Here is a 7,306-nt window from a genome sequence, read left to right on the forward strand (position 1 = left end):
GCGCGGGTTTGCCCGCGAACTCGGTATCACACCGCACGCGTACCTGATCCAGTCGCGAGCGCGGCTGGCGCGCGCGCTGCTCGCCAGCGGCCTGCCGATTGCCGACGCCGCGGCCGAAGCCGGCTTTGCCGATCAGAGCCACCTGACGCGTGCGTTCGCGCGCCAGTTCGGGATCACGCCCGGGCGGTTCACACAGGCTGGTTGACGCCGCCGTCCTCCCGCGCGAGGCCACCAGGCAAGCCGCCGCCGAAGGCACTGCCGCTGCGACCGCAGTGGCCACATGACCGCAGCAGTGGCAGCCAATGCCCGTGGCGCAGGCATGCCGAATCCCGTGCGCCCTATTCGACACGCCCGCGTGCGCTGCAATTTCGTTCAAGACGCACGCTGCCGCCGTGCGCGACGATGCGGCGCATGAAGACACGACTGATTGGCTATCTCTATCTCGCCGCCGCGATGGCGGGCGTCGGCAGCACCGTCATCGCGAGCCGTCTCGCGGCAAGCGGCCTGCCGCCGTTCGCGGCCACGGCGCTGCGCTTCCTGATCGCGACACCGCTGCTGTTCGCGCTGATGCGCGCGCAGCGCATGCGCTGGCCACGCATCTCCACGCGTGACGCCGTGCTGCTCGTCATCCAGGCAGCCGCGGGCGGCGTCGGTTATACGGTGCTGCTGATCTGCGGCACGAAGCTGTCGTCGCCGCTCGATGCGGGCGTGATGCTCGGCACGCTGCCCGCGATGTCGACGCTGATCGCGGCCATCGTGCTACGCGAGCGGCAGACGCCGCGCGACTGGCTGGCCGCCGCGCTCGCAACGGCTGGCGTGCTGTTCGTCACGTTCGCACCCGGTCAGGCGCTGCCGTCGCTCCGCACGCTTGCCGGCGATGCGCTGGTGCTGGCCGCCGTCGCGTGCGAAGCCGTCTTCATCCTGCTCAACCGGCGGCTTGCCGCCCCCCTGCCGCCGCTGGCGCTGTCCACCGCGATGTCGGGCCTGGGCTTCGTGCTCGCACTCGTGCCGGCCGCGTTCGAATGGCGCGCGGTGGCGACCGGCTGGACCATCGGCGCCGTGTCGGCGATCGCCTACTACGCACTGGTGCCAACCGTGCTCGGCTACCTGTGCTGGTACGCGGGTTCGGCGCGCACGAGCGGCACCGAGGCCGCGCTGTTCACGGCGGTCGCGCCGGTCTCGGCCGTGCTGTTCGCGGTCGCGCTGTTCGGCGAAACGCTCAGCGGCACGCGGGTCGCGGGCATCGCGCTCGTCGTCGCGGGCATGGTCGTCGGCGCAACGCGGCGGCGCGAACCGCCCGCCCAGGCACGTGACGCACGGCCGGCGAAGCCGATACGGCCAGCTCGCCCCGCACCAACCGCTACCGATTGATCGGCGTTCGTCGCGTCATCCAGACATGGGAAATCGCTCGGCCTCGTCGCACGCCCTGCCGCACTGCCGCAGGTGATTGCAGGAATGTGTCCGCGCGCCGCAAAACCGTTGCGCGCCACCCGGCGAGATGCAATATTCGCGTGACCGGGACCTTTGACGACCATCGAACGACACGCCGCCGCGCAATGAACAGGAAGGAAGCCAAAACAAGAATCGCGGTGCTGATGTCCGCTGGAACGAGGAAGGCCGACGTCCTGGCCGACCTGTCCGGACAAGGGCTCGACGATCGTGTGCTCGCCGGCCTGATTGCGTCGCGCCCCGATCCCGAACGCTGCCGCAAGAACAAGGTGCACGTCCGGATCCTGGTCGCGCTCGCCATCGTCCAGCTCGCGAACGGTCTGACGTTCGCTTACGGCGTCGCCACATCCGGCGGCGACCTCGGCATCTCGGGCGCGCTCGGCAATGGCCTCGTCATGCTGTTGCTCGCGCTGAACGTGCTGCTCTCGCTGCTGTTCATCTGGGGCTTCGCGACGCATCGCGTCGGCGCCTATCACGCGTTCATCCTGTTGTCGCTGGTACAGGTGCCGAAGACCATCGCCGAGCTCGGACGCAGTCCGTCGACCGCGCTGCCGAGCCTCGTGGTCACGGTCCTGCTAGTGGGTTATGTCTGGTTCGTCCGCAACCGGCTGTTCCCCGACTACGGCGGGTTCACGCCGCGCAAGGTCGAAGGCCGTTACGCGTTCGTCGAGCACGCGTGACGCCACCGGCATCGGACGCCGGACGCAAAAAAAAACGCCGGGCCGCCCCGCGATAGCGGGACGGCCCGGCGTCTTCTGCATTCCTGAACCGGTCGGCTTACTTGGCCTTTTCAGCCGTATCGCTGATCGCCTGGCCGCCCTTCGAAATGTCCTGCCCCATGCCGGCCACCGTGTTGCAACCGGCGAGCGCGGCGGTCACCACCAGCAGCATTGCAGCAATCGTACGCGTCATTCCCATTCTCCTTCGAATCATCAAGCCCGACGGGCGAATCGTTTGTGGCGTGGCGCCCGGCAAGATGCCGGGCACGGGGCCTGACCTGATTATACGGAGACGGCCGCCGCGCGCCAGTACGCACCCGCGGCAGGTCACACAGGCCACCCAGCCGGGTCGCGCAGATTTTCCTTGACTTCAACGCGCCAGAAACTAATATACGCACCGCGTACATTTTCCGTCAGGAGCCGCCGATGACCGTTCCCCAGCAAGCCTTCCTACGCGACGCGATGCGCCGCCTCAACATGACCCGCGAAGCGTTCGCGAATCGCATCGGCGTCAGCCGGCGTGCGCTGGACACGTGGCTGCTGCCTGACGACTCGCAGGAATCGCGCGGCATGCCCGAGATCGTCGAGCGCTTCGTGTCGGAAATCGTCGAGCGCTCGGCACCGGACGGCGGAGACTATACGCAAAGCGTAGATAAACAGGGGCTCTCGAAGCAGTTCCTGTTCGAAGGCAAGCCGCAATTGATCTCGGTCGACCAGTTCTCGCGGGATTCGGTCGAGGCGCTGTTCCGCGTGGCTGACGTGATGCAGCCGATCGCGCGCCGCCACAAGATCTCGCGCGTGCTGGAGGGCGCGGTGCTCGGCAACCTGTTCTTCGAGGCCAGCACGCGTACGCGCGTGTCGTTCGGCGCCGCCTTCTGCCGGCTCGGCGGCTCGGTGTGCGACACGACGGGCTTCACGTTTTCGTCGATGGCCAAGGGCGAATCGATCTACGACACGAGCCGCGTGATGGCCGGCTACGTCGACGCGCTCGTGATCCGCCACCCGGAGAAAGGCTCGGTGGCCGAGTTCGCCCGCGCGACCAACCTGCCCGTGATCAACGGCGGCGACGGCCCCGGCGAGCACCCGAGCCAGGCGCTGCTCGATCTCTATACTATCCAGCGCGAATTCTCGCGGCTCGGCAAGATCGTCGACGGCGCGCACATCGCGCTGGTCGGCGACCTCAAGTACGGCCGCACCGTGCACTCGCTCGTCAAGCTGCTCGCGCTGTACCGAGGGCTCAAGTTCACGCTCGTGTCGCCGCCGACCCTCGAGATGCCGGCTTACATCGTCGACCAGATCGCGACGAACGGCCATGTGATCGAGCAGACGACCGACCTGGCAGCCGGGCTGCGCGGCGCGGACGTCGTCTACGCGACGCGGATCCAGAAGGAGCGCTTCACCGACGAGTCGTTCGAAGGCTACACGCCGGATTTCCAGATCAACCAGGCGCTCGTCGATACGGTGTGCAAGCCCGATACGCTGATCATGCACCCGCTGCCGCGCGACAGCCGGCCCGGCGCGAACGACCTGTCGGTCGACCTGAACCGCGACCCGCGCCTCGCGATCTTCCGCCAGACCGACAACGGCATTCCGGTGCGGATGGCGATCTTCGCGATACTGCTCGGCGTCGAGAACCTCGTCCAGCATTCGATGCGCGACGCGACGTGGCGCCCGCCGGCGTATCTCGGGCCGGAGGATGCGGTGTTTCACGGGGTTGATTGAGAAGGAACGGCGGGGAGTGCGCCAGTCCGGCGCCCCTGCGCTCAACGGAAAGCGCGCCGGGCAGCCCGGCGCGCTTTATTTTTTGCACGCGGTGAACAGGTGAGCAATCGGCGCCTAGGACGCCCACGGATCGATCACCCGCAGGCCGACCGCCTCGAATGGCGCGACGTCGCGCGTCGCAATGATCAACCCGTTCGCCTCGGCCGTCGCGGCGATAAAGACATCCGCTGGTGCGATCGCGCTGCCTGACGCACGCGCACGCGCTCGAATACCCGCATACGCTTTGCTCGCCGCATCGTCGAACGGCAGGATCCGGCCGCGAAACAGCGGCACCACGCGCTGCTCGATGCTTTGATGCAGCCAGTCACGCCTGCGCCCTTCAGGCAGTGCCGCCACGCCGAAGCGCATTTCGCCGAGACTGATCGCAGCCAGAAACAACGTTTCGACGTTCTGGGCATCGAGCCATTCGATCACGGCCGCACTCGGCTCGCGCCGCAGCGGCTCGGACATCACGTTCGTATCAACAAGAATCATTCGAAGCTCATCGGGTCGGTTAGCGTCTTGTCGCGCTGAACGTCGAATTCGACGCCGCCCGCCTCCCGTCCGATTTCCGCCAGCAGCGTCCCGAGCTTCAGCCTGCCACCCGGCAGAACGGCCTGCTCAAGGATGTCACGTACCTCGGCTTCGGTGCTACGCCCATGCTGGGCCGCACGAATTCGGAGTGCGCGGTGCACTTCATCGGGCAAATTTCGAACGGTAATCACAGGCATGATGCACCTCACCACATTTGCTTTCAATGCTGTCATATTAGCACCTTGATGTCATGGCGGGTGATCCGCAACAGAACCACTCTAACCCGCCTGACAAGCCCGTCACACCTGGCCGATCGGCCATCGGCACCACTCCGCACACCCCGCAACCACCCCGCCACATTTGTTAACAATTTCCCAACAAACGAGAACACGAACGCTTCTCATTTAACTAAAAATTACATAGAATGCCGCCTGAAAACAAATCGTAATAATTCCCGGCGGCATGCACATTTCCGCAGCGCACCGCCCCGGGGCCACACCGCGAGGTCGAAGCGCACCATGAAGTCACGTTCCGACGAGCTGAAGCTCGGCAAATTCACCACCCTGTGCAGCGTGCTCGCCGCGAGTCCCGCGTTCGCGGCGGATGGCACGCCGCCGCCCGCCCCGGCCAGCACCGAAGGCCATCTCGCGCCGATCGAGGTCCAGGGCAAGGCCGAGCACAGCTACAAGGCCGACTTCTCCGCTTCCGCGAAATTCACCGCGCCGCTCGTCGACACGCCGAAATCCGTCACCGTGATTCCGCAGGAACTGATCCAGAACAGCGGCGCGTCGACGCTGACCGAAGCGCTGCGCACCGTGCCCGGCATCACGTTCGGCGCCGGCGAAGGCGGCAACCCGCTCGGCGATCGTCCGTTCATCCGCGGCTATGACACGCAGGGCAGCATGTTCGTCGACGGCATGCGCGACACGGGCGCCACGACGCGCGAGATCTTCAACACCGAGCGCATCGAGATCACCAAGGGTTCCGACGGCGCGTACGGCGGCCGCGGCGGCGCGGGTGGCAGCATCAACCTGATCACGAAGGCCCCGCACCTCGGCACCACCGCCGCCGCGAGCGCGGGCCTCGGTACCGACCGCTATCGCCGCTTCACGGCCGACGGCAACTGGCAGTTCGCCGATCACGCCGCGTTCCGCCTGAACCTGATGAGCCACAACAACGACGTCGCCGGCCGCGACGCGGTCAACAACGAGCGCTGGGGCGTCGCGCCGTCGATCGCATTCGGCCTCGGCACGGCGACGCGCGTGACCGCGAGCTATTACCACCTGTCGACGGACGACATGCCCGACGGCGGCATCCCGTACTACTACGGCTTCAACCTCCCGAAAGGCGTCGCCACCGACGGCCCGGCGCCCGTCGACCGCCACAACTTCTACGGCCTGATCGACCGCGACTTCCGCAAGACGACGTCGGACATCAGCACGCTCAGGATCGAGCACGACATCACGTCGTCGCTGACGATCCGCAACACCACGCGCTACACGGAATCGACGCAGGACTACATCTGGACGCAGCCCGACGACAGCCAGGGCAACGTGGTCAACGGCAAGGTCTGGCGACGCGCGAACACCCGCAACAGCTCGATCAACAGCATCGCGAACCAGACCGAGCTGTTCGGCGAATTCCGCACCGGCCCGTTCAAGCACAGCTTCACGACCGGCATCGAGCTGTCGCGCGAATGGGGCAAGCGCGACACGTACAACGTCGCCACCGCGAACGGCAAGATCTGCCAGAACGGCATCGGCGCGGCATCGGGCTACAACTGCACGAGCCTGTGGTCGCCGAATCCCAACGACCCGTGGGCCGGCTCGATCACGCGCAACAACGACTACTCGCATGCCCGCACCGTGACGAAGTCGATCTACGGCTTCGACACGATCGAAATCACGCCGCGTTGGCAGGTCAACGGCGGCGTGCGCATCGACGACTATTCGACCCGCTTCACCGACACCAAGGCCAACGGCGGCAAGACCACCACGCGTGACGACACCCTCGTGAACTGGCAGGCCGGCCTCGTGTTCAAGCCGGCGCAGAACGGCAGCATCTATGCGTCGTACGCGACGTCGTCGACGCCGGCCGGCATGCTGCTCGGCGAAGGCAGCGAAACGCAGTCGCTCACGCCGGGCCGTGGCGGCGTCGGCTCGAACGCCGATCAGCTGTCGCCGGAAAAGAACCGCAGCATCGAGCTCGGTACGAAGTGGAACGTGCTGAACGACAAGCTCGCGCTGACTGCCGCGCTGTTCCAGATCGACACGACGAACGCGCGCGTGACGCTGCCGAACAACCAGTACGCGATGGTCGGCAACAAGCGCGTGCAGGGTCTCGAACTCGGCGTCGCGGGCCAGATCACGAAGCAGTGGCAGCTGTTCGGCGGCTACACGTACATGAAGAGCGAACTGCGCGACAACGGCAAGGACACCGCGAGCAACGGCAACCAGTTCCCGAACACGCCGAAGCACAGCTTCACGATGTGGTCGAACTACGACGTGACGCCGAAGTTCACCGTCGGCGGCGGCGCGTTCTACATGTCGCAGGTGTTCGGCGATACCGCGAACCAGCACGCGGTGCCGTCGTACTGGCGCTTCGATGCGATGGCGCAGTACCGGATCAACAAGAAGCTCGACCTGCAGCTGAACGTGAACAACCTGTTCAACCGCACCTACTTCGACCAGGCGTATCCGGCGCACTACGCGTCGATCGCACCGGGCCGCTCGGCGTTCGTCACGCTGAACGCGCGCTACTGATCGATGGAGGCCGTGTCGCTGAAGGCGCTCGCGTCGGTATCGCCGCGCGAGTTCGCCGACATCCTGGCCGGGCCGCCCGAG

8 protein-coding genes and 1 pseudogene are annotated in these 7,306 nt (G+C 66.3%); 6 read left to right on the forward strand and 3 right to left on the reverse strand.

Features of this window, described 5'->3' with window-relative positions; genetic code table 11:
- From JYJ84_RS23550 to JYJ84_RS23560, 3 genes are all read left to right on the forward strand, one after another.
- Positions 1–205 (forward strand): helix-turn-helix domain-containing protein (locus tag JYJ84_RS23550; RefSeq protein ID WP_205189521.1); only part of this gene is annotated, 205 nt, incomplete at its 5' end.
- Between the two features lie 206 nt (positions 206–411).
- Entirely contained in the window at positions 412–1,371 is a 960-nt protein-coding gene (locus JYJ84_RS23555; RefSeq protein ID WP_175220200.1) for a DMT family transporter, read from the forward strand.
- 185 nt (positions 1,372–1,556) lie between these two features.
- The gene (locus tag JYJ84_RS23560; protein ID WP_175220198.1) at positions 1,557–2,129 is read left to right on the forward strand and encodes a permease; all 573 of its coding nucleotides are present in this window, start codon (positions 1,557–1,559) and stop codon (positions 2,127–2,129) included.
- 97 nt (positions 2,130–2,226) lie between these two features.
- Here JYJ84_RS23560 and JYJ84_RS23565 read toward each other — a convergent pair whose 3' ends face one another.
- The gene (locus tag JYJ84_RS23565) at positions 2,227–2,361 is read right to left on the reverse strand and encodes an entericidin A/B family lipoprotein (protein ID WP_009688930.1); all 135 of its coding nucleotides are present in this window, start codon (positions 2,359–2,361) and stop codon (positions 2,227–2,229) included.
- Positions 2,362–2,594: 233 nt separating this feature from the next.
- On the opposite strand from JYJ84_RS23565, the gene JYJ84_RS23570 reads away from it, so the two are divergent.
- Complete coding sequence (locus JYJ84_RS23570; protein ID WP_122947610.1) at positions 2,595–3,890, forward strand: aspartate carbamoyltransferase; 1,296 nt, start codon at positions 2,595–2,597, stop codon at positions 3,888–3,890.
- 114 nt (positions 3,891–4,004) lie between these two features.
- Here JYJ84_RS23570 and JYJ84_RS23575 read toward each other — a convergent pair whose 3' ends face one another.
- Together JYJ84_RS23575 and JYJ84_RS23580 are read right to left on the reverse strand one after the other, a co-directional pair.
- On the reverse strand, positions 4,005–4,424 hold the full coding sequence (locus tag JYJ84_RS23575; RefSeq protein ID WP_175030948.1) for a type II toxin-antitoxin system VapC family toxin: 420 nt from the start codon (positions 4,422–4,424) through the stop codon (positions 4,005–4,007).
- Positions 4,421–4,660 carry an Arc family DNA-binding protein gene (locus tag JYJ84_RS23580; protein WP_122947612.1) on the reverse strand — a complete coding sequence of 80 codons (240 nt, stop codon included), beginning with the start codon at positions 4,658–4,660 and terminating at the stop codon, positions 4,421–4,423. Before JYJ84_RS23580 ends, JYJ84_RS23575 begins: the two co-directional genes overlap by 4 nt.
- Before the next feature lie 321 nt (positions 4,661–4,981).
- Between JYJ84_RS23580 and JYJ84_RS23585 the strand changes: the two genes are divergently transcribed.
- Both JYJ84_RS23585 and JYJ84_RS23590 read left to right on the forward strand, forming a co-directional pair.
- The gene (locus tag JYJ84_RS23585) at positions 4,982–7,225 is read left to right on the forward strand and encodes a TonB-dependent siderophore receptor (RefSeq protein ID WP_175220196.1); all 2,244 of its coding nucleotides are present in this window, start codon (positions 4,982–4,984) and stop codon (positions 7,223–7,225) included.
- A 3-nt stretch (positions 7,226–7,228) separates the two neighbouring features.
- A pseudogene (locus JYJ84_RS23590) lies at positions 7,229–7,306 on the forward strand (sel1 repeat family protein); the annotation flags it as partial.

This window comes from Burkholderia sp. LMG 13014 (assembly GCF_905232215.1).
Lineage (GTDB): Bacteria > Pseudomonadota > Gammaproteobacteria > Burkholderiales > Burkholderiaceae > Burkholderia.